Here is a 25,719-nt window from a genome sequence, read left to right on the forward strand (position 1 = left end):
GATGACATCGGGCCAGATCACGATGGTGGTCGTCGCGGTGCTGCTCGTCCCGCTCGCCGGCCTGTTCGGCGCGATGGACGCCGCACTGCAGCGGGTCTCCGCCGCCCGGGTGCAGGAGATGCGCCGCGAGGGTGCCAAGCGGGCCGGGGCGCTGGAGGAGGTCCTCGAGGAGCGCGCGCGGCACGTGTCGCTGCTGCTCCTGCTGCGGATCATCTGCGAGATGGTGGCGGCGGTCCTGCTGACCGTCGTCCTCTACGAGGTGTGGGGCAGCGGCTGGCAGGCCGTGGTCACCGCCGCCGCGATCATGACCGTCGTCAGCTACGTGCTGATCGGGGTCGGGCCCCGCACGCTGGGCCGCCAGCACGCCTACGGCGTCGCGCTGGCCACCGCCGGCGTCGTGAAGCTGCTGGGCCGGGTGCTCGGGCCGGTCGCCACGCTGCTGATCCTGGTCGGCAACGCGATCACCCCGGGCCGCGGTTTCCGCGACGGCCCGTTCTCCTCCGAGGTCGAGCTCCGCGAGCTGGTCGACATGGCCGAGGAGCGCGGCGTCGTGGAGTCCGGCGAGCGGAACATGATCCACTCGGTGTTCGAGCTGGGCGACACGATCGCCCGCGAGGTCATGGTGCCGCGTACCGAGGTCGTCTACCTCGAGCGCGGAAAGACCGTCCGCCAGGCGCTGGCGCTCGCGCTGCGCAGCGGCTTCAGCCGCATCCCGGTCATCGGCGAGAACGTGGACGACGTCGTGGGGGTCGTCTACCTCAAGGACCTGGTCCGCCGCTCGCAGAACCTCGGCGAGGGCCGCGGGCCGCGGGTCGAGGAGCTGATGCGGCCGCCGACGTTCGTCCCGGAGTCCAAGCCGGTCGACGAGCTGCTGCGCGACATGCAGGCGCAGCGCATCCACATCGCGATCGTCGTCGACGAGTACGGCGGCTTCGCCGGGCTCGTGACCATCGAGGACATCCTCGAGGAGATCGTCGGCGAGATCGCCGACGAGCACGACGCCTTCCAGCGCCCGCCGGTCGAGGAGCTGCCCGACGGGTCGATGCGGGTGACCGCGCGGCTGCCGGTGGAGGACCTCGCCGAGCTGTTCGACGTGCACCTGCCCGCCGACGAGGGCGTGGAGACCGTCGGTGGGCTGCTCGCCCGCGAGCTCGGCATGGTCCCGATAGAGGGGTCGGCCACCGAGGTCGGGGGGCTGCGGCTGGTCGCCGAGAGCACCGGCGGACGGCGCAACCGGATCGACACCCTGCTGGTCTGCCGGGTCCCCGAACCGGGTGCCGACGACGCGGTGGAGCCTGCCCGGCCCTCGGGGGCCACCCGCGCCGAGGAACCCGCCGCCGTGGTGGAAGGCTGACGCCCCGTGCCTGATCTGCAGCCCGAGGACGCCAAGCTCGTCACCCTCGCCCGCTCGGCGTTCGGCCGGACCGGCGGCCCCGAGGGTGCGGCCGTCCGCGACACCGACGGCCGCACCTACTTGGCCGCCACCGTCGACCTGCCCTCGCTCAAGCTGTCGGCCCTGCAGGCCGCCGTGGCCGCGGCGGTGTCGAGCGGGGTGACCGGTCTGGAGGCCGGGGCGGTCGTCTCCGCGGCCGAGGCCGTCGAGGCCGACGGGCTCGCCGCCGTCCACGACCTCACGCCGTCGGCCCCGGTGTTCCTCGCCGGACCCGACGGAACCGTGCGCAGCCAGGCCTGACGAACAACACCCGCGCACGGGTCCAGTGCTGGTCGGCAGGTTCTCTCCCGGCACGCTCGTGCTCTGCCCAGGATGCTGGGCAGAGCACGAGCGTCCGAGAGGTCGACCACGCGGCGCCGGCGACCGAGGCCCTGTCGGCCCCGGGTGGGAGACTGAGCGCGTGACCACGCCGGAGAAACCGCACCGCAGCGGGTTCGCCGCGCTCGTCGGCCGCCCCAACGCCGGCAAGACCACGCTGACCAACGCGCTGGTCGGCGAGAAGGTCGGCATCGTCAGCAACCGGCCGCAGACCACCCGGCACGCCATCCGCGGCGTCGTGCACCGGCCGGACGGGCAACTGGTCCTCGTCGACACCCCTGGTCTGCACAAGCCCAAGAGCCTGCTCGGCCAGCGGCTCAACGACGTCGTCCGCGACACGCTCTCCGACGTCGACGTGATCGTGTTCTGCATCCCCGCCGACCAGCCCGTCGGCTCCGGCGACGCCTACATCGCCCGGCAGCTGAAGGCCGTGTCCACGCCGGTCGTCCTGGTCGTCACCAAGACCGACGCCGCCAGCAAGAAGGCCATCACCGCCCAGCTCGTCGCGGCCAGCCAGCTCGTCGAGGCCCGGGAGGTGGTGCCGGTGAGCGCCGTGGCCGGCGACCAGGTGGAGCTGCTGGCCGACCTGCTCATCGGGATGCTCCCGGAGGGGCCGCCGCTGTACCCGGAGGAGCAGACCACCGACGACGACGTGGAGCGGCAGATCGCCGAGCTGGTGCGCGAGGCGGCGCTGGAGAAGGTCCGCCAGGAGGTGCCGCACTCCCTCGCGGTCAGCGTCGAGGAGATCATCCGCAAGCCCGACCCGCGGGACGCCGACGCCGTCTTCACCGAGATCCACGCGCTCCTGCACGTCGAGCGGCCGAGCCAGAAGCCGATGCTGCTGGGCAAGGGCGGGCAGACGATCAAGGCCATCGGCAGCGAGGCGCGGGTGGGCCTGGAGACGCTGCTCGGCGGCCGGGTGCACCTCGACCTGCACGTGACCGTGCTGGGGGAGTGGCAGGACGACCCCAAGAAGCTGAACCGGCTGGGCTATTGAGCACCGTTCCGCAGTCGCTGTACCGCGACGAGGGCGTCGTCCTGCGCACCCAGAAGCTGGGCGAGGCCGACCGGATCGTCACGGTCCTCACCCGCCGGCACGGCAAGGTCCGCGCGGTGGCCAAGGGCGTGCGCCGGACCAAGAGCAAGTTCGGCGCGCGGCTCGAGCCGTTCAGCCACGTGGACCTGCAGCTCTACACCGGCCGCAACCTCGACGTCGTCAGCCAGGCGGAGTCGATCCGCGCGTACGGCCAGGCGATCGCCGCCGACTACCCGGCCTACACCGCCGGCACCGCCGTCCTGGAGACCGCCGACCGGCTCACCGCGGAGGAGAAGGAGCCGTCCCTGCGGATGTTCCTGCTCGTCATCGGCGCGCTGCGGTCGCTGGCCGAGCGCACCCACCCCGCGCCGCTGGTGCTCGACGCGTTCCTGCTCCGCGCGATGTCGGTGGCCGGTTGGGAGCCGGCGCTGACCGCCTGCGCCCGCTGCGGCGAGGACGGTCCGCACCGGCACTTCTCCGTGCCCGCCGGCGGTTCGGTCTGCCGGGACTGCCGCCCGACCGGCTCGGCCATGCCGAGCCGGGTGACGATCGAGCTGCTCGAGGCGCTGCTGTCGGGGGACTGGGCGCGGGCCGAGGCCAGCGAGGCCGCTCCGCGCAAGGAGGGCAGCGGCCTGGTCGCCGCCCTGCTGCAGTGGCACCTGGAGCGCGGCCTGCGGTCGCTGGCCCTGGTGGAGCGCTCGTGAGGCGGCCACCGACGCGGCGGGTGGTCAGGGCGCCGAATCCGCATCCCTCCGGCGTCCGCCCGCCCGACATCCCCGCGGACAAGGTCCCCGGCCACGTCGCGATCGTGATGGACGGCAACGGGCGGTGGGCCAAGCAGCGCGGCCTGCCCCGCACCGCCGGGCACGAGGCCGGCGAGGCCTCCCTGTTCGACTGCGTCGAGGGTGCCATCGAGCTCGGCATCACGGCGATCAGCGCCTACGCGTTCTCCACCGAGAACTGGCGGCGCAGCCCCGAGGAGGTGCGCTTCCTCATGGGCTTCAACCGCGACGTCATCCGCCGTCGCCGCGACGAGATGCACGAGCTCGGCGTCCGGGTCCGCTGGGCCGGCCGCCGCCCGCGGCTGTGGCGCAGCGTCATCACGGAGCTCGAGGTCGCCGAGGAGCTCACGAAGGACAACGACGTCCTGACCCTGACCATGTGCGTCAACTACGGCGGCCGGGCCGAGATCGCCGACGCCGCCGCCGCGATCGCCCGTGACGTCGCCGCCGGCCGGCTCGACCCGGGCAAGGTCACCGAGGCCACCGTCGCCCGGTACCTCGACGAGCCCGACATGCCCGACGTCGACCTCTTCGTGCGCAGCTCGGGGGAGAACCGCACGAGCAACTTCCTGCTCTGGCAGTCGGCCTACGCCGAGTTCGTCTTCCTCGACACCCTGTGGCCGGACTTCGACCGCCGGCACCTGTGGGCCGCCTGCGAGGAGTACGCCTCCCGGCAGCGCCGCTTCGGCTCGGCCTGACGCGGTCTGCGATCTCCCACGCAGGTGGGAGGGCGGATCCGGTTGACACGGACGGCGGGGTCCCCCGACAGTGGCGGCTCCCCGGACGGACGAGGACGGAACCACCCCCGTGAGCGACATCGCGCAGCAGCAGCATGCCCGCCCGACGCGAGTCGGCGACCTGAACGACCAGCTGGTCGCCACCGACTTCTGGACCGACCAGATGCTGGCCGAGGCCGGCATCCCGATCATCGACGTCCCCTTCGTCACCTTCGGTGGCGGCATCGGGTCGTTCGTGACGGCGGACTACCTACGGATCTGCGGCGTCCCCACGAGCGCGATACGTGTCCTCACGCCGCTCAAGACGCCGTGGGAGAGCTACGAGTACCTGACGACGGTCTCGCAGGTGCCCCGCACCGAGCGGCTGCGGTCGGACTCGGCCTCCACGCCGGACAACATCTGGGGCTTCCCGAGCTACGCCTTCCGCGAGGGGCCCAAGCAGTGGTGGAACGTCTTCCTCGAGCCCATCTTCACGCGGTACTACACGCCGAAGGCCGGCCACGCGTTCACGTCCATGGAACGCGAGATGCACCGGATCCGGTACCAGGAGATGGTCGTGCACGGCCAGGTCCGCATGGTGCGGCGCCGGGTCGGCGGCGGGTACTTCACGATCCTCACCCCGCCGGAGGGCGCGGCCCCCACCCGCCGGATCGCCTACCGCAGCCAGTGGGTGCACGTCGCCGTCGGCTACCCGGGCCTGAAGTTCCTGCCCGACCTGCAGAAGTACCGGCAGGAGCACAACGACTTCGCCAAGGTGGTCAACGCCTACGAGCCGCACGAGCACCTGTACGAGCGGGCCCACAAGCGCCCCGTGACCGTCCTCATCCGCGGTGGCGGCATCGTCGCCTCGCGGGTGCTGCAGCGGCTGATCGACGACCGGGACCAGCGCGGTCTGCAGACGCAGATCGTGCACCTGTTCCGCACCTACATCGACAAGCCGCACGGCACGGGTCTCTTCAAGCGCCGCAAGGGCGCCGACGGCTGGGCCTACCAGGGCTTCAACTACCCCAAGTCCGTGTGGGGAGGCCAGCTCAAGCAGCAGGTGCGCACCAGTCACGGCGAGGAGCGGGCCCGGCTCTACAAGGAGATGGGCGGCACCAACACCCCGTTCCGCAACGACTGGCTCGAGCAGCTCGACCGGGGTCGCCGCGAGGGCTGGTACCGCGTGATGATCGGGCAGATCGACAACATGCGGCCGGTCGGTGACCTCGTCGAGGTGGCCGTCAGCAGCGACCAGGGTCCGCAGCTCGGCACCTTCGACTTCGTCCTGGACTGCACCGGCCTGGAGGCCGACATCCGCGAGCACCGGGTGCTCGCGGACCTGCTCGACCACTCGGGAGCCGGCCGCAACCCCGTCGGCCGGCTCGACGTGGGTACCAATTTCGAGCTCCTCGGGACGCAGAACGGCGGCAAGATCTACGCCTCCGGCAGCGCCACCCTCGGCGGTCCGTTCCCCGGGGTGGACACCTTCTTCGGACTGCAGATCGCCGCCCAGGAGATCGCCGACGACCTGATCAAGCAGGGCTTCGCGCGGAAGCTCGGGCCCGGGCGCTCGACCAGCCAGTGGTGGAAGTGGGTCCGCAACAGGCAGATCTGATCGACCGCACTCCGCCCGACCTCCGCGACGACCGAGAGAGAACCCGTGCTCCCCACCCTCAGCGGCCGCATCCAGACCCGGATCTTCCTCCTGGTCGTGGTCGGCGGCCTCTGGCTCCTGATCATCACCCCGATCCTGCCGACCGGTGCCGGCATCGGCGCCTCCTACGCCGCCACGTTCTCCGTCCTGCTCGTCACCACGGTGCTCGGCGTGCTGTGGGAGCTGCTCTACCACCTCATCCAGCAGTTCCGGTGGGAGAAGGACTGGCCCACGCTCTTCGGCTTCCTCACCGGGATCCCCGAGGGTCTGCTGGTCTGGTTCCTGTTCGCCGGCGGGGCCATCCCGTGGAGCGACGGGATCGCCGGCCCCGCGTTCGTCATCGCCTTCACGACCACCTGGCTGCTCGTCTGGCTGGTCGCCAACGGCCCCATGCGCGTGCCCTTCATCCACTGGCGGATCAACGGCGGGAGGCTCGTCTGATGACGTCGCCCGTGGTCCGGACCGTGCCCGCCGCTGCCCCGCCGTCCGTCGGGGTCCCCCCGTTCGACCAGGTCGGGGTCGCCGTCCTGCCCGGTGAGGACCTCGTCGTCCGGCTCCCCGGCGTCGTGCTCGTCGTGGCCGTGGCCGGGACGACCGGGCCGGCCCCCGCAGCGAGCAGCGGACTCGGCGGCTGGGGCGCCGCGCCGGCGGCCGAGGCCGCCGTGCGGCCGGCCGGGGACCGCCGGCTGGGTGAGCTGATCGGCCTGTGCCGCCGGGTGTCCGACGCCGGACGTCGGGCACCGGGACGGCGGCTGCACGAGGAGCTGCGTGCGTGGCTTGCCACGGCGGACGGGGTGCCGTCGTTCGCGGTGGCCTCGGCCACGGAGGAGGGCCTGGCGCTCGCCCTCCTGGGCGACGGCCTCGCCGAGGTCCCGGAGCTCGGCCTGCGGCTCACCAGCGGTCAGGGCGAGGACCCGCTGTCGGACGGTCGGGCGTACCTGGACCGGCTGGTGGACTGGCCCCCCGCGGCGCTGCGGCTGTCCGTCGGTGCGACGGGCGGTCCGGATCCGCACCCGCTGGCCGACCTCGAGGCCGGGGTCGTGCCGGGCGCGGCGGCGCTGCTGTCGCCGGCTCCGGTGCCGGGCACCCCGACGGCGCCGGCCACGCCGGTGACCAGTGGCACCGTCCTCGTCCGGCTGCCGGCCACGCCGACGACGGGCCGCGTGAGCACGCCGCCCGTGCCACCGCCGGTGCACTCCCACGAGGGGGAGCACCGGCACGACCACGACGCGGACTCCGGACACGACCATGGTGCGCCCGCGGCCCCGGAGCCGGCGCCGGTGGTCCCGCCCGCCCCCGTCGAGCTGCCACCGCCGGCCCGGGCGGTGTCGTTCCTGCAGCCGCCCTCGCCGGACGAGGTGGAGCCGCCCCGGCCACCGCTGCCGGTGGTCACCGAGGAGCCGCCGCCCGCGGCCCTGGCCACGGAGGAGGGCGACACCCGCCCCAAGGTGTCCGGGATCCTGTGCAAGAACGGCCACCTCAACGACCCGCGGGTCCTGTTCTGCGCCCAGTGCGGCATCCGCACGACGCAGCAGACCGCGGTGTTCGTCGAGGGCGTGCGGCCACCCCTGGGCCTGCTGGTGTTCGACAACGGCGCGACGGTGAGCCTGGACGCGGACTACCTGCTCGGTCGTGAGCCGGAGACCGACCAGCGGGTGACCGGTGGAGCGCACCGGCCGCTGCTCGTCGTCGACCAGACCGGCGGTGTGAGCCGGCACCACGCGGAGATCCGGCTGGAGGGCTGGGACGTCGTCCTGACCGACATCGGGTCGGCCAACGGCACCCTGTTCGCCCGTCGTGGCGAGCTCGCCTGGACCGCGCTCATCCCCGGCCAGCCGGTGCAGTTGACGCGCGGCATGACCGTGCGCCTGGGGGGCCGGCAGTTCACCTTCGAGTCCCCGCACGGCAGCTAGCGCCGGTACGGCCCCGGCCGGGGCCGTACCGGCGGCCGGTCAGCCCAGCTGCCCGCTCCCGCTGATGCTGGCCAGCGTCTCGTCGAGGTCGCGGTCGCTGTCGGCGGGTCCGGCGTGCACGACGAGGACCGGCGTGAGCTCTGCGGACGCGGGGACCGGCAGACCGGCGGGCGCCACCACGAGCGAGGGCAGGGTGTCCGGCTCGTCGTCCCCCGCGACCGTGACACCGGCCCGGCGCAGCGTCTCGCCCACCCCGGCCGCGCGCCGCTCCGCCCGTCGGCCGTCCCCGGCCTGCAGCTGCAACGGCACCGCACGGCCCAGGGAGGCCTGGGCGGCCAGCCGCAGCGCCGCGCGGCCGTTGGCGTCGCCGTCCTGGACGACCGAGACCGGGCCGTGGGGGCTCAGGCCCGGCTCGCCCAGCTCCCCGCTGACGACGACGACCGTGCCCTGCAGCGTGGCCGGCCACGGCGCCGTGTCGGTCGAGCCCTCGGGCACGCCCCAGCCGCGGCGCACCAGCACGACGTCCGCGGCGGAGCTGGCGGCGAGGTCGGCGACCTCTGCCCACGGGTCGTCGCTGAAGCGGGACGCGACCGAGGCCTTGAGACCGCGGGCCTCGACCTGGGCGGCGAGCTTCCGCAGCTCGTCCGCGGAGGAGGCCATGAGCATGAGGTCGGCCCCCAGTCCGCTGGCCACCTCCGGCTTCGGCCGGGACCGCCGGACGACGCGCGTCACGACCACCTGGGCGGGGGTCTCGCGGCCGACCAGCTCGCAGGCGAGTGCCACGAGCGGTGCGTCCTCGTCCGGGTCCTCGACCAGGACCACCACCGTGTAGGCGTCCACCAGGCCCATGGCCGCCCGCTCGGCCGCCGCGATGTCCCGATCGAGCACGCGGGTCGGGTACACGACGTGCAGCAGCGGCGAGGTCATCAGCGTGGTGACCACCGCCATGATCACCATGAGGGTGAACATCGTGTCGTCGAGGACCTCCTGCTGCCGCCCGATGTTCAGGATGACCAGCTCGGTCAGACCCCTGGTGTTCATCAGGACGCCGAGGGCGGTCGCCTGCCGGCGCGGGACCTTCTGCGCCCGCGCGGCGCCGAACGCGCCGAGGAACTTGCCCGAGATGGCCACCAGCAGGATCAGCGCGAGCTCGCCGAGGCCGGTCAGGTCGATGGCGCCGATGTCCACGCCGAGTCCGGTCACCACGAAGAACACCGGGAGCAGGAGAAGCACGCTGACCTGTTCGAGCCGGTCGATGACCTCGTGGTTGAGCTGGGCCGCGCCCTTCCGCGGCATCACGATGCCGAAGACGAACGCGCCGAAGATGAAGTGGATGCCGATCTCCTCGGTGACCCAGGCGCTGGCGAGGATGCCGATGAGGACCACGGCGAGCATCTCCGGCGTCAGCTGCCCCAGGCGCTCGTACCGGGTCACCAGCACCCTGAGCAGCGGCTTGACGACCAGGAACATCACCAGCGCGAAGACCACCGACCAGAGCAGGATGAGGAAGACGCCGCTGACCGACCCGGCCGCGACCACGGCGACCACGACCGCGAGCAGCGCCCACGCGAAGACGTCGTCCACGGCTGCGCACGCCAGCGCGAGCACCCCGGTGGGGATCCGGTGCATGCCCCGTTCGGCGAGGATGCGCGCCAGCACCGGGAACGCCGTGATGGACATCGCCACACCGAGGAACAGCGCGAACCCGGCGAACGTGACCGGCTCGGTCGTGCCGTCGGCCCGGGTGAACAGATCGTGGTTGGTGTGCAGGTAGGTGGCCAGCAGCAACCCGAGACTGAACGGCAGGACGATCGAGGCCACCGACACCGAGACCGCGATCCTCTCCCGGCCGCGGATGAACGACAGGTCGGCCTCCAGACCGACCAGGAACATGAACAGCACCAGGCCGAGCTGGGCCAGCACGGTGAGGTAGGGCCGGACGTCCGGCGGGAACAGCTTGGTGTCCAGATCGCCGGGCAGCGCCCCCAGCAGCGTCGGGCCGAGCAGGATGCCGGCGATGATCTCGCCCATCACCGCGGGCTGACCGGCCTTGACGGCCAGCCGGCCCATGAGTCGCGCTACCACCATGATGACCGCCAGGTCGATGAAGACGTAGGCGGTGATCTCGGCGATGTCGTGGTCCACAGCGGCTCCGCGAGGTCGCACGGTCCGTGGCTGCCGGATTCCGTGGGGAGGAACGAGGACGGCCGTTGCGGCCCGGCTCCGCCGCAGCAGGCGAGCACCGGGCGCGGATGGTAGCCGTCGGGCCGCCTGCTGTGGTGGTCTCACGCGCGACGGGAACCGGCACCGTTGCCAGGGAGGATCGCCTTCCCGGACGGGCCGGGCCCGGGCACACTGACCCGCTGCCGCACGGGCGGCGCCCCGGCGCGGCCGGGAGCACCACAGCTCCAGGAGGAACTTGCATGGATGCCGTCGGCCTGGCGGGACCCGCGCCCGCCACCATCGCGGACTACCAGGTGATCCGGGTCCTCGGGGAGGGCAACAACGGCCGCTTCTACCTGGCCCGGCCGCCGGCCCGGCTCGGGCTGCCCGACGAGTACGTCGCGGTCAAGGTGTTCACCGGCACCCACAGCGAGCAGGCCTACGAGCGCGGTGTGCGCGAGCTCCGCGCCTTCGCCCAGGTCACCTCGCCGTACCTGGTGCGCGTCTACGACGCCGTCCTGCAGGACAGCTTCCTGTACGCCATGGAGTACTGCCCGCTCGGCTCGCTGGCCGCGCCGGCGCGGCCGCTCAGCCGCGGCGAGGTGCTGCGGGCCGTCGCGCACGCCGCGCACGCGATGCACGCGCTGCACGAGGCGGGGCTCACCCACGGGGACGTCAAGCCCGCCAACATCCTGCTGACCGACGGCGGCGGCAAGCTCTCCGACCTGGGTCTCGCCCGCTTCCTCACGCCGGGCGTCACCCTCACCGGGATGGCCAGTGCGGCGTCGGTGGAGTTCCTGGACCCGGCGCTGCTGCGCGGCGACCGGCCCTCGCGCGCCACGGAGGTGTTCGCACTCGGTGCCACGCTGCACCGCGCGCTGACCGGCAACGGGCTCTACGGCGAGCTGCCCGACAGCGAACCGCTGCTGGCCATCCGCCGGGTGATGAGCGCCGAGCCGGCCCTGGCCCCCGGCCTCACGAACGAGGAGGCCGCGCTGGTCAGCGACTGCCTGGCGCCCGTCGGGCAGCGGCCGGCCACGGCCGAGGCGGTCGCGCACCGGCTGGACGCGATGGCCGCCGCGGCGCTCGCCGAGCCGGGCGTCACGGCAGGATGAAGTCGCTCAGCTCCTGCTGGACCCACCAGTCGTAGAGGACCTGGAGGCCGACCCGGCCGCCGTCCATCACGGTGACCAGGCCCTCGACGGAGCCGGCGTCCCGGGTCCAGACGAGGATCCCGTCGTTGTCCTCGGTGACGAAGCAGCCGATCCGGCCGGCCGGCTCGTCGTCGATCTCGTAGGTGCCGTAGCCGTCCACGGCCGGGCACTCGCCACCCGCCGGGAACGGGGGGACGCCGTTGCGCTCCATGTCGGCCAGGAAGACCGCGTCGAGCGTCGCGGCGTCGGGGTACAGGTAGAAGACCGAGTCCTCGGGGGACTTCTCCGAGCGGCCGGCCCCGCAGCCGAGGGCGGCGATCGCCCCGTCGTCGGGGAGGACCCCCTGGTCGCAGTCCACGTTGATCCAGTCGTCGGGGATGATCGCCCGCAACTGGGCCTGCGCGGGGTCGTCGGTCTGGTCTGCCGCCAAGGGGGCGGTGGTCGGCGCCGACGTCGTGGTGGTCCCGGCCGCGGGCGCGTCCGGCTCGCCGTCGGAACCGCCGGTGAGCACGAGCACCAGGACGACCGCCAGGACGGCGAGCACGGCGACGGCACCCAGCAGGACCGGCAGCCGTCCGGTGCGCGACGGGCCCTCCGCCTGGTCGCCGTCGGCCGGGGCGGGTGCGGCGGCGGCCGGCAGCGCGGCCGCCGCCGCGGCGGCGAGCTCACCGCACGACGGGTATCCACCCTCCAGCCCGCGCAGCACGACCGGGTCGAGCTCGGCCGGGAGCCCGGGACGGACCGCCGAGGGAGGCGTGGGGTCCCCGGCCACCGGGGACCGGCCGGTCAGGGACTCGAACAGCACGCGGGCCAGCGCCGCGACGTCGGGTCGGTCGCCGCCCGCCGTCGTCGCTCCCGGAGCGGGTTCGGCGAGGCGGACGTCGTCCCCGCTGAGCAGCACGTCCGACGGCGTGATCTCGCGGACGGCGCCCCGGCCGGCCTCGGCGTCGAGGAGGGGGGCGAGCCGGCCGACGGTCGCGACGGCCCGGGCCGGCTCCAGCGGTCCCTGCGCGGCCAGGAGGGCGGCGAGGTCGGGGCCGCTCTGTTCGCCGTCCACGTGCTGACGTTCCTCCTGGCGTGGCTCGGGCATGGTCGACCCCAGGTTCGCACTGCCGCCGTCACCCGTCCCGCACGCCACGCGGCGGGCCTCGCCGCGCGCTGTCCGGCAGGCCGGACTCAGTTCTCCACGAAGTCGCTGTTCGACTGCTCGGTCCACCACTCCATGAGGGTCACGAGGCCCTCCTGCCCGCCTCCGGAGATGCCGATCAGCCCCTCGGCGCCGACGTTGTCCTGCGTCCAGACGATGATCGCGTTCTGCTCGTCGTCGATGTAGCACGCGAGCCGCCCGGCCCGCTCCTCCTCGATCGTGTAGTAGCCGTACCCCTGCGCGTCCGGGCAGAGCACGCCGTCGGGCAGCGGGGTGATCCCGTTGCGGCCCATGTCGGCGAGGAAGACCTGGTCGAGCGCGTTCTCCTCTTCGTAGAGGTAGAAGCTCCCGGCGGTCGGGCCGGGCTGCTCCAGCGACGGTCCGCAGTCGAGGACGGCGAGAGCGCCGTCGACCGTCGGACCGCCGGTGTCGCAGTCGTCCTCGTCGAAGCCGCCCGGCAGGATCGCCCGCAGGGTCTCCTCCGGGTCGTCCTCCGGCGGCGCCGTGGTCGTGGTCGGCGGGGTCGTCGTGGGAGCGGTCGTGGTCGGGGTCGGCGTGGGGTCGGCGACGTCGTCGTCCCCGCCGCCGCCCACCAGCACGATGACGAGCACGACGGCCAGCACGGCGACCAGGGCCACGGCGCCGAGCACCCACGGGAGGCGGTTGGGCCGTCGGCCGCCGGAGGGGGAGGCACCGCCGAAGCCGCCGCCCCCCGTCGGGCCACCCGGACCGGCCGGGCCGCCGGGGCCGTAGGTGGAGCCGGAGGGCGGGTAGCCGGAGGGCCCGGGGTTGGACGCCTGGCCGTACGCGGCAGCGGCGGCCGGCGGCCCGTACCCACCGGGGCCGGGGGAGGACGGCGGCCCGTATCCGCCCGGGCCGGGGGAGGACGGCGGCCCGTATCCGCCCGGGCCGGGGGAGGACGACGGTCCGTACCCGCCGGTGCCGGGAGACGGGGGCGGTCCGTAGGCGCCGGTGCCGGGGGAGGACGGCGGCCCGTATCCGCCCGTACCCGGGGAGGACGGCGGCCCGTACCCGCGCGGGCCGGGGTCGGAGAAGCCCACGGTCTGCGGTCGCACCGGGGTCACGGTCGTCGGCGGAGCCGCGGGGATGACAACGGGCGCGCCGCCGGACTCCCGCAGCGCCGCCCGTGCCGCGGCGGCCAGCTCCCCGCAGCTGGAGTAGCGCTGCTCGGGGTCCTTGGACAGGCCCTTCGCCACCACCGCGTCGAGCTGCCGCGGGAGCCCGGGGCGCAGCGTCGAGGGCGCCGCCGCCTCGGTGTTGAGGTGGGCGTACATCAGGGTGGCCAGCCCGTCACCGGTGAAGGGCCGGCGTGCGGTGAGGGACTCGAAGAGCACGCAGGCCAGCGCGTAGACGTCGACCCGCTTGTCGATCGGCTTCTCGAGGAAGCGCTCCGGCGCCATGTAGTCGAAGGACCCCAGGGCGGCGCCGGTCTGGGTGAGCGAGGGGCCGGCGGCGTCCGTGGTGGACCGGGCGATGCCGAAGTCGACCAGGTACACGAACTCGTCGTCGGCGTCGCCGGTGACCAGGATGTTGGACGGCTTGACGTCGCGGTGCACCAGCCCGTCGCCGTGCGCGGAGTCCAGCGCGCGGGCGGTCTGGCTGACGATGGAGACGGCGCGGGCCGGGGCCATCGCGCCCTCCTCGGCCAGGACGGCGGCGACGTCCCGGCCGGGCACGAGGCGCATGTCGAGGAACAGCCGGCCGTCGATCTCGCCGTACCGGTGGATCGGGACGATGTGGGGCTCGTTGAGGCGGGCCGCCAGGTGCGCCTCGCGACGGAACCGCTCGCGGTAACCCGCGTCGGAGGCCAGCCCCTCGGAGAGGACCTTCAGTGCGACGACGCGTTGGTGGTCGGTGTCGAAGGCCCGGTAGACCTCGCCCATCCCGCCACGGCCGAGCAGGGCCTCGATCCGGTACGGGCCGAACTGCTCCAGATCCACGTGCTGAGGTCCCCTCCGTGTGCCGCTGCCCGATCGGTCGAGGCGCGCCGGGCCGTCCGTCCGGCGCCGGGATGCGGTCGTCGGCGGAGTGTAAGGACGCACCGGGACCCCGACCAGGCACCCGGCCGCGACGATGGGCCCAGACTGACCGTTCCGGCCCCCGCTCGTGCGGTGCGGCGGGTGTTCGTGACGCAGCTGTGACACCGTCCGTGTGAGAAGCGGTAGGCGAGGTGTCGCGCGCGTGGCTACCTTGCTGCTCGCGCCGGGCCGCCCGTCCGGCCCGGTCGGATGAGAGAAGACGATGAGCCAACCCCCAGGTCCGTACGGCAGCCAGTACGGCGCGCCCGGGCAGCCCGCGCAGCCCGGTCAGTACGGGCAGCCCGGTCAGTACGGGCAGCCCGGTCAGTACGGGCAGCCCGGTCAGTACGGCCAGCCGGGCCAGTACGGCCAGCCGGGCCAGTACGGCGCGCCCGGCGGTGGGTTCGGCCCGGGTGGGTACGGCGGCCCGCCGAAGAAGAAGAGCCTGCTGCCCTGGCTGATCACCCTCGCGGTGGTGGTGGTCGCCGGCGTCGGCGTCCTGCTCTTCGTCCTGCTGTCCGACGACGACTCGGACGACAGCTCGACCGCCTCGCCTCCCAGCGCGACGGCGTCGGCCGCTGCTGACGACATGTCCGGGCAGGACGTCGACACCGACGTGGACCTCCCCACCGGCGCCCAGGTGCCGATGGACGAGCCGGACGACACCTCCGGGGACGAGCAGATCGCCGGCTCGACCGACGTCGCGGAGACCTTCCTGGAGGCCCTCGTCGAGGGCGACGGCGACTACGCGCTCGAGCTGTCCGCCACGGACCTCCGGACGGTGGTGGAGCAGCAGGCCGCCGAGAACGGCGTCGCCCCCGGCGAGTTCTTCGTGGCGGTGTTCTACGAGCGGGCACTGGGCAACGAGGAGATCGCCAACGCCGAACTGGTCAGCATCGAGTACGACGAGGCCAGCGGCCTGGAGGCCATCACGGTCGCGGTGTCGACGGCGAGCACCGAGTCGACCGTCGTCGTCTACGTCGACGAGGACCTGCTGGTCGCGGACCTCTCGCTGCCCTGACCGCCGGTCGCGGGCGGCCGGCCGGGGTGCTCAGCCGGCGGCGCGGTCGCCCGCGGCGCGGCAGGTCGCGCAGGTGCCGAAGATCTCCAGCGTGTGGCTGACGTCGGCGAAGCCGTGCTCGCCGGCCACCCGGTCGGCCCAGCGCTCGACCGCCGGGCCGGCGACCTCCACGGTGCGTCCGCACGTCCGGCACACCAGGTGGTGGTGGTGCTGGGTGCTGCACCGGCGGTAGCGCAGCTCGCCGGAGTCGGTGCGCAGGGTGTCCAGCTCGCCGTCGTCGGCCAGCGACTGCACGGCGCGGTACACCGTCGACAGCCCGACGCCGTCGCCGGCCGTCCGGAGCCGGGCGTGCACCTCCTGGGCGCTGACGAACCCCTCGAGGTCGGCGAACGCGGCGCGGACCGCCTCGCGCTGCCGGGTGCTGCGGGCCATGCCTCCATGGTGACAGGCCCGCCCGCCGGCCCGGTCTGCGACGATGCCGCCGGCCCCGCCCGGCGGCCGCGAGGGGGTGGCAGGTGTTCGTCGTGACCCGACTGCGGGTGCCCGCCGGCACCGAGGACTTCCCCGGGGCGGTGGCCGCCCTGCTGTCGGCCCTCGGCGCCCGGCCCGGCTTCCGCGACGGGTACGCCGGGGAGGCCGCCGAGGAGCCGGGGCTGTGGGCGCTGGTCAGCATGTGGGACGGCGTGGGCGCCTACCGACGGGCGCTGTCCGCGGCCGAGGTCAAGATCGCCGGTGCGCCGGTGTGGGTGCACGCCGTCGACGAACCGGGTGTCTACGCCGCCGACTGAGGGCCCGAGCACCTACGGTCGGGCCGTGGCCAGCCGCACCCGCACCGCCCGGTACGCCCGCCGCCGGAAGCGCCGCATGGACGCCGTCGAGCACGACCTCTCCCCGTTCCAGTGGGCCGCGCTGCAGCACGAGTGGGGCGGCTGCGCGTACTGCGGCGCCGCCGGGACAGCCCTGCAGCGGGACTGCGTCCTGCCGATCTCCCGTGGTGGGCGGTACACGGTCGACAACGTCGTGCCGGCGTGCGCGTCGTGCAACGCCAGCAAGTGCAACGACGAGGTGACGGGCTGGCTCCGGCGCAAGCGGCTGGACGAGCGGGCGTTCCTCGTCCGGCAGGCCGAGATCCGGATGGCCCTGACGGCTGTGCCGACCGCGGCGCCGTCCGTCGCGCTTCCCGACTGACGGGGCCGCCGGGCGAGCCGACTACCGTGGGCGGGTCAACCGCCGACCGCCAGCCGGATGGAGCCTGAGAGCCCGTGGCCGAGAGCCCGACCAAGCACGACCCCGCCCGCCTCGACAAGGTGGTCAACCTCTGCAAGCGCCGGGGGTTCGTCTTCCCCTCCGGTGAGATCTACGGCGGCACCCGCTCCGCCTGGGACTACGGGCCCCTGGGCGTCGAGCTCAAGGAGAACATCAAGAAGCAGTGGTGGCGGACCGTCGTCCAGAGCCGTGACGACATCGTCGGCCTGGACTCGTCGGTGATCCTGCCGCGCCAGACCTGGGTCGCCTCCGGGCACGTCGGCGTCTTCACCGACCCGCTGACCGAGTGCCAGCACTGCCACAAGCGCTTCCGGGCTGACCACCTCGAGGAGGAGTTCCAGGAGCGCAAGGGCCGGGCTCCGGAGAACGGCCTGGCCGACATCACCTGCCCGAACTGCGGCACGAAGGGCGCGTGGACCGAGCCGCGCGACTTCAACATGATGCTGAAGACCTACCTGGGCCCGGTCGAGGACGAGTCGGGGCTGCACTACCTGCGCCCGGAGACCGCGCAGGGCATCTTCGTGAACTTCGCGAACGTGATGGGCGCCGCGCGCAAGAAGCCGCCGTTCGGCATCGGCCAGATCGGCAAGTCGTTCCGCAACGAGATCACCCCGGGCAACTTCATCTTCCGGACCCGCGAGTTCGAGCAGATGGAGATGGAGTTCTTCGTCGAGCCCGGCACCGACGAGACCTGGCACCAGTACTGGATCGACCAGCGCACCGACTGGTACACCGACCTCGGCATCTCCCGGGACAACCTGCGGCACTTCGAGCACCCGAAGGAGAAGCTGAGCCACTACTCGAAGCGCACCGTCGACATCGAGTACCGGTTCGGCTTCCAGGGGTCGGAGTGGGGCGAGCTCGAGGGCATCGCCAACCGCACCGACTTCGACCTGAAGACCCACACCGAGCACTCGGGCACCGACCTGTCGTACTTCGACCAGGGCAGCAACACCCGATGGACGCCGTACGTGATCGAGCCGGCCGCCGGCCTCACCCGCTCGCTGATGGCGTTCCTCGTCGAGGCCTACAGCGAGGACGAGGCGCCCAACGCCAAGGGCGGCGTCGACACCCGCACGGTCCTCAAGCTCGACCCGCGGCTGGCGCCGGTCAAGGCCGCCGTCCTCCCGCTGTCGCGCAACGCCGACCTCTCGCCGAAGGCGCGGGACCTGGCCACCGCGCTGCGGCGGAACTGGAACGTCGACTTCGACGACGCCGGGGCCATCGGCCGCCGGTACCGCCGGCAGGACGAGGTCGGGACGCCGTTCTGCATCACCGTCGACTTCGACACCCTCGAGGACCAGGCGGTGACCATCCGCGAGCGGGACTCGATGAGCCAGGAGCGGGTGGCCCTCGACCAGGTGCCGGCCTACCTCGGCGCCCGCCTCCCCGGCTGCTGAGCGCGGAGGAGATCCGTGGGCGTCACGCCCACGGATCTCCTCCGGCACCCGTGACGGGTGTCATGGGCAGGTCGTGATGCGCGGCCGAGGAGCGGGCGGCCCCGGCGCCCGACGCTGAGGGCATGACGCAGACCACCCCCCGCGAGGCGACGGCGGCGACCCGCGCCCCCGCCGTCGCGCTGCGCGGACTGACCAAGCGCTTCGGCACGGTCACCGCCGTCGACGGCCTGGACCTGACCATCCAGCCCGGTGAGATCGTCGCCGTCCTCGGCCCCAACGGCGCCGGCAAGACCTCGACCATCGACATGATGCTGGGGCTGTCGCGGCCCGACGCCGGCACCGTCGAGGTGTTCGGGACCTCTCCTCGCAGCGCCGTGGCCCACGGGCTGGTCACCGCGGTCATGCAGAGCGGCGGCCTTCTGAAGGACCTCACGGTCGCCGAGACCGTCGAGTTGACCGCGGCGCTGTTCGCGCACACCCGACCGGTCGCCGAGGTGCTCGAGCGGGCCGGCCTGACCGAGAAGGCCGGCCGGCGGGTGGCCCAGTGCTCCGGCGGTGAGCAGCAGCGGCTCCGGTTCGCGATGGCCCTGCTGCCCGAGCCCGAGCTGATCGTCCTCGATGAGCCCACGACCGGCATGGACGTCGAGGGCCGGCGCGAGTTCTGGAACGCCATCCGCGCCGACGCCGAGCGCGGTCGCACCGTCGTCTTCGCCACCCACTACCTCGACGAGGCCGACGCCTACGCCGACCGGATCGTGCTGGTCAGCGGAGGGCGGGTGGTCGCCGACGGCACCGCGGCCGAGATCAAGGCCCGGACGGCGGGCCGGCTGGTCACCGCCACCTGGGCGGGCATCAGCACGCCGGAGGCGGTCGCGTTGCGCGCCCTCCGCGGCGTGGAGGACGTCGAGCTGCGCGGCGACACGGTGCTGGTGCGCGCCGCCGACTCCGATGCCGTCGCCCGCCACCTGCTCACCACCACCCCGGCCCGTGACCTGCAGATCACCTCGCGCGGCCTGGAGGACGCCTTCCTCGCCCTCACCACCCCCGGAGCCCCGTCATGACCGCCGCAGTCCCCTCCGCCGCGCTCGCCGACCGCCGCGTCCCACCCCTGGGCGGCTTCTCGCTGACCTTCCTGCGGCTGGAGGTGCGCCGGCTGCTGCGGAACCGCCGGACGATGGTCTTCACCCTGGTCATGCCGCCGGCGTTCTACCTGCTGTTCGGCGGGCTGAGCGAGGCCTACAGGACCGACAGCGCCGGCCGCGGCAACGTGTCGGCCTACCTGGTGATCAGCTTCGCGGTCTACGGCTCGATGCTCGCCAACACCAGCGCGGGCGCCTCGGTGGCCGTGGAGCGGGCGCTGGGCTGGTCGCGGCAGCTGCGGCTGACCCCGCTCAACCCGGTCGCCTACATGGTCACGAAGGTGCTCACCGCGATGGTGGTGGGCGCGCTCTCGGTGGCCATCGTCAACGTCGTCGGGCTGGTCACCGGCGCTGCGCACATGCCCGGCTGGGTGTGGGTGGTCAGCGCGCTCGTCGCCTGGCTCGGCGCGATCGTCTTCGCCGCGTTCGGGCTGTTCATCGGGTACCTGGTGCCGTCGGAGAACGTGATGCAGCTGCTCGGCCCGGTGCTGGCGCTGCTGGCCCTGATGGGCGGGATCTTCGTCCCGCTCGACCAGCTGAACCACACCCTGCAGGACGTCGCGAAGTTCACCCCCGCCTACGGGGTCGGGGTGCTGGCCCGCGCCGCGCTGCTGGACACCGGCGTCGACGTCGCCGCCATCGCGAACGTCGTCGTCTGGACGGCGCTGTTCGCCGCCGGCGCGGTGTGGCGGTTCCGCCGCGACACCGCCCGCGTCTGAGGGCGGGGGAGTCACACTGCTCGCCGTGACCGCTGCAGCTCCTCGGGCGGCGCCGTCGTCCCCGCTGCCCCCTCGCTGGGTCGGTGGGGACGACGCGCGACCGCTCGGCACCTCGCGGATCGGCTGGCTGTGGGCCGCCGTCTGGCTGGTCTACCTGGCCGTTCCCGTCCGCACCGCCTGGCGGCACCGCGACACGTTCGCCGGGGTCGTGGCCGTCGTCGCGCTGGTCGTCTTCGCCGTCGGGTTCGCCGCCTACTTCGCCTGGATGCGGGCGCACCGCATCCGCAGCGGGGAGCTGCACCCCGGACCGGTCTGGGCGATGCTCGCCGTGATGGTGCTGCTGCTGGTCGTGGCGGCGCCGGGTGCGGGGGAGGACGTCGTCGCGGGCGCGGTCTACGTCGGGGTGACCGCCGCGATGACGCTGCCCGGCCGGCAGGTCGTCGCCGTGGCCGCGGCGCTGGCCGCCGCGGCGGCGCTGCTGCCGCGGGTCGTGCCGGGGTGGGAGTCGCTCGACGGCTTCGTGCCGCAGCTGCTGCTGGCGGTGTTCGCGGCGTACGGCGTCGGGCAGGTGCTGCGCCGCAACATCGAGTTGGCGCAGGCCCGGCAGCAGCTGGTCCAGCTCGCCGTCACCGAGGAGCGCGAGCGCGTCGCCCGCGACGTGCACGACATCCTCGGCCACTCGCTGACGGTGATCACGGTGAAGACGGAGCTGGCCGGGCGGCTGCTCGAGGCCACCGGCGCCGGTGACAGCCGCGCCCGTGCCGAGCTCGCCGACGCCGAGCGGCTGGCCCGGGAGGCGCTGGCCGACGTGCGCGCCACCGTCTCGGGCATGCGGAACCTGTCGCTGCCCGGGGAGCTGGCCGCGGCCCGGTCCGCGCTGGACGCCGCGGGCATCGCCGGGGAGCTGCCGAGCGCGGTGGACGACGTGCCGTCCCGGTACCGGGAGCTGTTCGCCTTCGCGCTGCGGGAGGGGGTCACCAACGTCGTCCGTCACTCCGGTGCCGGGCGCTGCGTGGTCAGCCTCGCCGCCGACCGCCTCGAGGTCCGCGACGACGGGCGCGGCCCCGGGGGCGGGTCCGGCGGCAGCGGCCTGGCCGGCCTGCGCGAGCGCGCCGCGGCGGTGGGCGCGCGGGTCGAGACCGGTCGCGCGCCGGAGGGTGGCTTCCTGCTGCGGGTGGTCCGCGCGTGATCCGGCTGCTGCTCGCCGACGACCAGGCGCTGGTCCGCGGCGCCCTGGCCGCGCTGCTCGACCTCGAGCCCGACCTGGAGGTGGTCGCCGAGGTCGGCCGGGGGGACGAGGTGGTCTCCGCGGCCGTCGACCACGGGGTCGACGTCGCCCTGCTCGACGTCGAGATGCCCGGGATGGACGGCATCGCCGCCACCGCGGCCGTGCGCGCGGCGCTGCCCTCGTGCCGCGTGCTGATCGTGACGACCTTCGGCCGGCCCGGGTACCTGCGCCGGGCGGTCGAGGCCGGCGCGAGCGGGTTCGTCGTCAAGGACACCCCCGCCCGCCAGCTCGCCGAGGCGGTCCGGCGGGTGCACGCCGGACTGCGGGTGCTCGACCCGGCGCTGGCCGAGGAGTCGCTGGTCTCCGGCGCCAGCCCGCTGACCGCCCGCGAGGCCGACGTGCTCCGGGCGGCCCGCGGCGGCGGCACGGTCGCCGACCTCGCCGCCGTCCTGCACCTGTCGGAGGGGACGGTGCGCAACCACCTGTCCGCCGCCATCGGCAAGACCGGCGCCCGCAACCGCGCCGAGGCGGGAAGGGTGGCCGACGACCGCGGCTGGCTGTAGCTACATCGCCGTCCGCGGGTCCAGGGTCCGGCCGGCGTCCTTGGCCATCGCGTCCTGGTGGAACGCCGCGACCAGCACGCCGTCCTCGGTGAACACCGAGCCCTGCCCGTAGACCCGGCCGGTGGCGGCCTTCGTCGCCTCGTGCGTGATGAGCAGCGGCCGGCTGACGTCGAAGCGCTCCAGGAAGTGCACGGTGTGCCCGATGACGCCGGTCGACAGCGACACGTGCGCCTGGCCGAAGTCGACGGTGTCGGCGTGCGGCCGCATCGCCAGCCCGATGAGGTAGCCGCAGGTTGCCCACACCAGCACGGCCTGGTTGGCCGCCGGGGACTCCACCGGCCGCTGGAACCGGTGCCACGCCATCTCGACCGGCACGTCGCCGTTCGTCTGCTCGCCCGGGACGGCGCGCAGCTCCGCGCCCGGGAAGGCCTGCGCCCCGGAGCTCGGGGAGAGGTCGGCGAAACCGGGGGCGTCGGGCATGGCCGGGCCGTGCCGCATGAGGTCGGCGTCGACGACGTTCATGAGCACCGTCGCCCGTGACAGGAGCTTGCCGTTCTGCCGGGCGGTGACGGTGTCGCTGGCCCAGGTGCGCCCGGCCTGCAGCGACTCGACGTCCACCTCGATCGGGGAGAGATAGGAGCCGGCGCGGGCGAAGACGGCGTGCACCGAGCGGATGTCCTTGCCCTCGGCGTTCCGGTCCGAGGCCATCATCATCTGGCCGAGCAGCTGGCCGCTGAAGACGACGTCGCGGCCCTCGGCGGACTCGGCCGGCTGGAACACGGTGTACCGGCGGTCGCCCGCCTCGGTCAGCTGGAGCAGGTCGGGCAGGTCGCTCACGCGGATCTCCTCGTCGGCCGGCGGTGGAACTGGCCGCGCATGCTGCCAGCCGCGTGTGGCCGGGAGGGGTGACCTGCGTCGCCGCCTACTCTGGGGACCGTGACCGCCACCCTCGAGCCGACGACGACGGCGCTGCCGCCGCTCCGGCTGGGGCCGCTCACCGTCGACCCGGCGGTGGTCCTCGCGCCGATGGCCGGCATCACCAACCCGGCCTTCCGCACCCTGTGCCGGGAGTTCGGCGCCGGCCTCTACGTCTGCGAGATGATCACCACGCGGGCGCTGGTCGAGCGCAACGCCAAGACGCTGCAGATGGTGCAGGCCACGAGGCAGGAGGCGGCCGAGGGCTTCTCGGTCCAGCTCTACGGCGTCGACCCGGCGACGGTCGGCCGCGCGGTCGAGATGCTGGTCGACGAGGAGGTCGCCGGCACCCGCCCGGCGCACATCGACCTGAACTTCGGCTGCCCGGTGCCCAAGGTGACCCGCAAGGGCGGCGGCTCGGCGCTGCCGTGGCGCCGCCGCCTGCTGGCCGACATCGTGCGGTCGGCGGTGGCAGCAGCCCGCGACGTCCCGGTGACCATCAAGACGCGCATCGGCATCGACGCCGAGCACGTCACCTACCTCGACGCCGGCCGGATCGCCCAGGACGAGGGCGCCGCGGCCATCACGCTGCACGGCCGCACCGCCGACCAGCTCTACAGCGGCACCGCCGACTGGGCGCCGATCGCCCGGCTGGTCGAGGCCGTCGACATCCCGGTGCTGGGCAACGGCGACGTCTGGGAGGCCGACGACGCGCTGCGGCTGGTCGCCGAGACCGGCTGCGCGGGCGTGGTCATCGGCCGCGGCTGCCTGGGCCGTCCGTGGCTGTTCGGCGACCTCGCCGCCGCCTTCGCCGGGTCGCCGCGCCGGGCGCTGCCGACCTTCCGGGAGGTCGCCGCGATCATGTTCCGCCACGCCGAGCTGCTGTCGGCCGAGCAGGGCGAGGTGCACGGCTGCACCGACTTCCGCAAGCACGTGGCCTGGTACCTGAAGGGCTTCTCGGTGGGCTCCGACATCCGCCGCGACCTGGCGATGGTCAGCTCGCTGGACGAGCTCGCCGGCCTGCTGGCCCGCATCGAGGACCAGCCGTACCCGACCGCCGTCCTGGGGGGGCCGCGCGGGCGGACCAGCCAGCCGCGGCCGGTCGCGCTGCCCGAGGGGTGGCTGGCCGACCGTGACGACCCGCGACCGCCCGCGGGCGCCGAGCTGCTGGTGGGTGGCGGATGAGCACCACCCCGCCGGAGGGCCCGTTCCTCTACGACGACGAGCCCGAGCCCCTGCACACCGCTCCGCCACGTAACCGCAACGGGCTGCTGCTCGGGATCATGCTCGCCACGATCGTGGTCGGTGTGGCGATGGTGCTGCTCATGCCCGTGGTCAAGGGGACGCCGGGGGAGCGGGCCGATGCCGCCGTCACCGTCTTCTACGCCTCCCTGGGCGACGGCGACCTGGACACCGCCACGCAGATGCTCTGCACGTCCGAGCGCGACCGGCTCGGCGAGCGCGACCCGGCCGAGGACTACGTGCTCGGCAGGGACCCGGAGATCACCGGCTCCGGCGAGGTCGAGGTGGACGGCGACCGGCTCCGCACCGTGACCGTGCGCTGGGACGACGACAGCACCTCGACCATCACCATCCGCGCGGAGGACGGTCCCCGCATCTGCGGGATCGACTGAGGGACGTCGTCCTCCGCGGGTCCTTCTGCCGAGTGGTGCCCGGATGCCTTCTCAGTCCGGGCGGCTGCTGTCACCATGACGCCGCCCGCCGCATGATCGAGGCCCCGGGCCCGCTCGAGAGGGAGACCGTTGTCCCAGCCGCCCCACCCCCCGCAGTCCCCCTCGCCCGTCGGGAGGCCCCAGCCGCCCGCCGCGCCGACCCAGGTGGGCTTCCTGAACCAGGCGCCCCCGGTGGTGCCCCAGCCGCAGAGCGGCCCGTTCGCCGTCGGGTTCCCGAACTACCGGTCACCTGCGCCGTCCCCGCCGAACCGGACCAGCCTGATCGTCGGCACGATCGTCGTCCTCGCCACCGTCGTCTTCGCGGTGGTCGGCTTCCTCATCGTCGGCGGCCGCGGGGCCAACAGCCCCGAGGGTGCGGTCGAGGGGCTGTTCTCGTCCCTGGCCGACGGCGACTCCGGCCGGGCCCACGACCTGCTCTGCGACGAGCTGCAGGCCCAGATCAGCGAGAACGACCTCATGTCGCCATCCGGGCCGCTCGCCGGGGCGCAGCAGCCCTCCATCGAGGTCGGTGACGCGACCGACGTCCCCGGTGCGGGAGGGGACGTGGTCTCGGTGCCCTACACGGTGAACGACGGCCTCGGGAACGTGCAGTCCGGGACGGCGACGGTGGTGGAGGACAAGGGCTGGCGGGTCTGCGGCTTCTCCGGATGACCTGCGAGGGGTCCCCCTCGGCGGGGACCCCGCCGGAGGGTGACGGCGGTCGCCGTCCACACCGCTCCGGGGTCCGCCACGGGGTCGGTGGAGCGTGGTACCCATGACCCGTGCGGGTGCGGATCGGGAGCCTGGTCGTGCGGCTGGTCGGCGCAGCCTTCCTGGCCGTGCTGCTGCTGGTCGCCTCGACCGCCCTGGCCATCTGGTGGACGGCCCGGCAGGACTCCCGGCCGACCTCGGATGCGATCGTGGTCCTCGGCTCCGCCCAGTACAACGGCGTCCCGTCGTCGATCTTCGAGGCCCGGCTGGAGCACGCACTGAGGCTCTACGAGGAGGGCGTGGCACCGGTGATCGTGACCGTCGGGGGCAAGGCCGACGGCGACCAGTTCTCCGAGGCCGAGGCCGGCGCGCAGTACCTCGCCGAGAACGGCGACGTGCCCGGTGAGGCGCTGCTCGCCGTCGAGGAGGGTGGCGACACCCTGGAGAGCATGCGGGCGGTGGGCCGCGTGTTCGACGAGCAGGGCTGGGAGAGCGCCGTCCTCGTGACCGACCCGTGGCACGCGATGCGCGCCGAGCGGATGGCCGAGGACGCGGGCATCGAGGCGGAGAGCTCGCCGACCCGCCAGGGGCCCGCGGTGCAGACGCGGGCCACGCAGTTCCGCTACATCATGCGCGAGACGGCCGCCTACCTCCTGTACCGCGTGACCGGCGAGAGCGTCGCCGGCGCCCCGGGGATCGGCTGAGC

26 protein-coding genes are annotated in these 25,719 nt (G+C 73.8%); 21 read left to right on the plus strand and 5 right to left on the minus strand.

Features of this window, described 5'->3' with window-relative positions:
• The first annotated feature begins 1 nt into the window (after position 1).
• From N555_RS0100980 to N555_RS26470, 8 genes are all read left to right on the plus strand, one after another.
• Positions 2-1,354 (plus strand): hemolysin family protein, encoded by a 1,353-nt coding sequence (locus N555_RS0100980; protein ID WP_034508125.1) that lies wholly within the window; start codon positions 2-4, stop codon positions 1,352-1,354.
• 6 nt (positions 1,355-1,360) lie between these two features.
• A complete protein-coding gene (locus N555_RS0100985; protein WP_029429639.1) occupies positions 1,361-1,693 on the plus strand; it encodes a hypothetical protein in 333 nt (110 codons plus the stop codon).
• A 160-nt stretch (positions 1,694-1,853) separates the two neighbouring features.
• Positions 1,854-2,768 (plus strand): GTPase Era, encoded by a 915-nt coding sequence (era, locus tag N555_RS0100990; RefSeq protein WP_029429640.1) that lies wholly within the window; start codon positions 1,854-1,856, stop codon positions 2,766-2,768.
• Positions 2,765-3,511: a DNA repair protein RecO gene (recO, locus tag N555_RS0100995; protein ID WP_029429641.1), complete on the plus strand. Its 747-nt coding sequence runs from the start codon at positions 2,765-2,767 to the stop codon at positions 3,509-3,511. Before era ends, recO begins: the two co-directional genes overlap by 4 nt.
• Positions 3,508-4,287: an isoprenyl transferase gene (locus tag N555_RS0101000; RefSeq protein WP_197028862.1), complete on the plus strand. Its 780-nt coding sequence runs from the start codon at positions 3,508-3,510 to the stop codon at positions 4,285-4,287. Before recO ends, N555_RS0101000 begins: the two co-directional genes overlap by 4 nt.
• A 109-nt stretch (positions 4,288-4,396) precedes the next feature.
• Complete coding sequence (locus tag N555_RS0101005; RefSeq protein WP_051683512.1) at positions 4,397-5,923, plus strand: hypothetical protein; 1,527 nt, start codon at positions 4,397-4,399, stop codon at positions 5,921-5,923.
• A gap of 45 nt (positions 5,924-5,968) precedes the next feature.
• Positions 5,969-6,403: a hypothetical protein gene (locus N555_RS0101010; protein WP_029429644.1), complete on the plus strand. Its 435-nt coding sequence runs from the start codon at positions 5,969-5,971 to the stop codon at positions 6,401-6,403.
• Positions 6,403-7,875 (plus strand): FHA domain-containing protein, encoded by a 1,473-nt coding sequence (locus tag N555_RS26470; RefSeq protein WP_051683513.1) that lies wholly within the window; start codon positions 6,403-6,405, stop codon positions 7,873-7,875. Before N555_RS0101010 ends, N555_RS26470 begins: the two co-directional genes overlap by 1 nt.
• A gap of 39 nt (positions 7,876-7,914) precedes the next feature.
• Here the strand turns inward: N555_RS26470 and N555_RS0101020 are convergent, their stop codons facing one another.
• Complete coding sequence (locus tag N555_RS0101020) at positions 7,915-10,020, minus strand: cation:proton antiporter domain-containing protein (RefSeq protein WP_197028863.1); 2,106 nt, start codon at positions 10,018-10,020, stop codon at positions 7,915-7,917.
• A gap of 278 nt (positions 10,021-10,298) precedes the next feature.
• Here N555_RS0101020 and N555_RS0101025 point away from each other — a divergent pair, with 278 nt between their 5' ends.
• Positions 10,299-11,153, plus strand: a complete 855-nt coding sequence (locus N555_RS0101025; RefSeq protein WP_034508128.1) for a protein kinase domain-containing protein — start codon at positions 10,299-10,301, stop codon at positions 11,151-11,153.
• On the opposite strand, the gene N555_RS0101030 is transcribed toward N555_RS0101025, so the two are convergent.
• Both N555_RS0101030 and N555_RS28125 read right to left on the minus strand, forming a co-directional pair.
• A complete protein-coding gene (locus N555_RS0101030; RefSeq protein WP_029429648.1) occupies positions 11,140-12,249 on the minus strand; it encodes a protein kinase family protein in 1,110 nt (369 codons plus the stop codon). The two genes, N555_RS0101025 and N555_RS0101030, sit on opposite strands and share 14 nt — an antisense overlap.
• Before the next feature lie 119 nt (positions 12,250-12,368).
• Positions 12,369-14,300 carry a serine/threonine-protein kinase gene (locus N555_RS28125; protein WP_051683514.1) on the minus strand — a complete coding sequence of 644 codons (1,932 nt, stop codon included), beginning with the start codon at positions 14,298-14,300 and terminating at the stop codon, positions 12,369-12,371.
• Between the two features lie 301 nt (positions 14,301-14,601).
• On the opposite strand from N555_RS28125, the gene N555_RS26475 reads away from it, so the two are divergent.
• Positions 14,602-15,399, plus strand: a complete 798-nt coding sequence (locus tag N555_RS26475) for a collagen-like triple helix repeat-containing protein (protein ID WP_029429650.1) — start codon at positions 14,602-14,604, stop codon at positions 15,397-15,399.
• 30 nt (positions 15,400-15,429) lie between these two features.
• On the opposite strand, the gene N555_RS0101050 is transcribed toward N555_RS26475, so the two are convergent.
• Positions 15,430-15,831 (minus strand): Fur family transcriptional regulator, encoded by a 402-nt coding sequence (locus N555_RS0101050; RefSeq protein WP_029429651.1) that lies wholly within the window; start codon positions 15,829-15,831, stop codon positions 15,430-15,432.
• A 92-nt stretch (positions 15,832-15,923) separates the two neighbouring features.
• Between N555_RS0101050 and N555_RS0101055 the strand changes: the two genes are divergently transcribed.
• The 7 genes from N555_RS0101055 (at position 15,924) to N555_RS0101085 (ending at position 21,714) form a co-directional block, all read left to right on the plus strand.
• A complete protein-coding gene (locus N555_RS0101055) occupies positions 15,924-16,187 on the plus strand; it encodes an antibiotic biosynthesis monooxygenase (RefSeq protein WP_231502553.1) in 264 nt (87 codons plus the stop codon).
• A gap of 25 nt (positions 16,188-16,212) precedes the next feature.
• On the plus strand, positions 16,213-16,587 hold the full coding sequence (locus N555_RS0101060) for an HNH endonuclease (protein WP_034508131.1): 375 nt from the start codon (positions 16,213-16,215) through the stop codon (positions 16,585-16,587).
• Positions 16,588-16,661: 74 nt separating this feature from the next.
• The gene (locus N555_RS0101065; RefSeq protein ID WP_029429654.1) at positions 16,662-18,065 is read left to right on the plus strand and encodes a glycine--tRNA ligase; all 1,404 of its coding nucleotides are present in this window, start codon (positions 16,662-16,664) and stop codon (positions 18,063-18,065) included.
• Between the two features lie 122 nt (positions 18,066-18,187).
• Entirely contained in the window at positions 18,188-19,126 is a 939-nt protein-coding gene (locus N555_RS0101070) for an ABC transporter ATP-binding protein (RefSeq protein WP_029429655.1), read from the plus strand.
• The gene (locus N555_RS0101075; RefSeq protein WP_029429656.1) at positions 19,123-19,923 is read left to right on the plus strand and encodes an ABC transporter permease; all 801 of its coding nucleotides are present in this window, start codon (positions 19,123-19,125) and stop codon (positions 19,921-19,923) included. Before N555_RS0101070 ends, N555_RS0101075 begins: the two co-directional genes overlap by 4 nt.
• A gap of 25 nt (positions 19,924-19,948) precedes the next feature.
• A complete protein-coding gene (locus N555_RS0101080; RefSeq protein ID WP_051683515.1) occupies positions 19,949-21,112 on the plus strand; it encodes a sensor histidine kinase in 1,164 nt (387 codons plus the stop codon).
• Positions 21,109-21,714 carry a response regulator transcription factor gene (locus N555_RS0101085; protein ID WP_029429658.1) on the plus strand — a complete coding sequence of 202 codons (606 nt, stop codon included), beginning with the start codon at positions 21,109-21,111 and terminating at the stop codon, positions 21,712-21,714. The genes N555_RS0101080 and N555_RS0101085 overlap by 4 nt, the downstream gene beginning before the upstream one ends.
• Here N555_RS0101085 and N555_RS0101090 read toward each other — a convergent pair whose 3' ends face one another.
• The gene (locus N555_RS0101090; protein WP_029429659.1) at positions 21,715-22,551 is read right to left on the minus strand and encodes an acyl-CoA thioesterase; all 837 of its coding nucleotides are present in this window, start codon (positions 22,549-22,551) and stop codon (positions 21,715-21,717) included.
• A gap of 99 nt (positions 22,552-22,650) precedes the next feature.
• Here N555_RS0101090 and dusB point away from each other — a divergent pair, with 99 nt between their 5' ends.
• The 4 genes from dusB to N555_RS0101110 all read left to right on the plus strand — a co-directional run bounded on the left by dusB (position 22,651) and on the right by N555_RS0101110 (position 25,717).
• Positions 22,651-23,814 (plus strand): tRNA dihydrouridine synthase DusB, encoded by a 1,164-nt coding sequence (dusB, locus tag N555_RS0101095; RefSeq protein ID WP_029429660.1) that lies wholly within the window; start codon positions 22,651-22,653, stop codon positions 23,812-23,814.
• A complete protein-coding gene (locus N555_RS0101100; RefSeq protein ID WP_029429661.1) occupies positions 23,811-24,263 on the plus strand; it encodes an Rv0361 family membrane protein in 453 nt (150 codons plus the stop codon). The genes dusB and N555_RS0101100 overlap by 4 nt, the downstream gene beginning before the upstream one ends.
• A 234-nt stretch (positions 24,264-24,497) precedes the next feature.
• Positions 24,498-24,974, plus strand: coding sequence for a nuclear transport factor 2 family protein (locus N555_RS0101105; RefSeq protein WP_156036021.1), 477 nt, complete (start codon positions 24,498-24,500; stop codon positions 24,972-24,974).
• 110 nt (positions 24,975-25,084) lie between these two features.
• On the plus strand, positions 25,085-25,717 hold the full coding sequence (locus tag N555_RS0101110) for a YdcF family protein (protein ID WP_081865881.1): 633 nt from the start codon (positions 25,085-25,087) through the stop codon (positions 25,715-25,717).
• Positions 25,718-25,719: the final 2 nt, after the last annotated feature.

The sequence above is a fragment of the Blastococcus sp. URHD0036 genome (assembly GCF_000701365.1).
GTDB lineage: Bacteria > Actinomycetota > Actinomycetes > Mycobacteriales > Geodermatophilaceae > Trujillonella.